This is a genomic window from Neisseria sp. P0008.S010 (assembly GCF_051962715.1).
Classification (GTDB): domain Bacteria; phylum Pseudomonadota; class Gammaproteobacteria; order Burkholderiales; family Neisseriaceae; genus Neisseria; species Neisseria elongata.
On the sequence record NZ_JBQCVA010000199.1, the window covers coordinates 1 to 363 of the forward strand.

The 363-nt window shown below is 57.0% G+C and carries 1 protein-coding gene; it reads right to left on the reverse strand.

All coding sequences use genetic code 11. The annotated features are described in order from the left end of the window. On the reverse strand, nucleotides 1-363 hold a 363-nt coding region (locus ACTHSL_RS13205), incomplete at both ends, for a DUF2345 domain-containing protein (RefSeq protein ID WP_440381702.1).

Sequence of the window (363 nt, forward strand, 5' to 3'; positions counted from 1 at the left end):
GCTTTGCGCAAACAGGTTGAGGCCCTCTGCCGCATGGGCGGTCAGGCTTTGGCCGGCGCTGATGTCGGTATGGCTGCCGCTGACGAGGTGGATGTTTTCATTGGCGGTATGCAGTTGGCTTTGTTGGGTTGCGGTAGCAATACCGGCGGGGGCGGTTTGGATTAAACCGGCCTCTTTCAGGTCTTTGAGGGCGTCTTTCAGACGGCCCCTTTGGGTTGCTTCGTCGGTTGGATGGTTATTGGCGGTTTGGGCGGCTTTGTTCAGGCTTTTGGCCAGGGCGAGTGCTTGTTCGAGTTGGGAAATGGCATCGTCCATATCCAGCACTTTGCCGTTGGCGTCTTGGTTTTGTGCGCTGACGAGTAT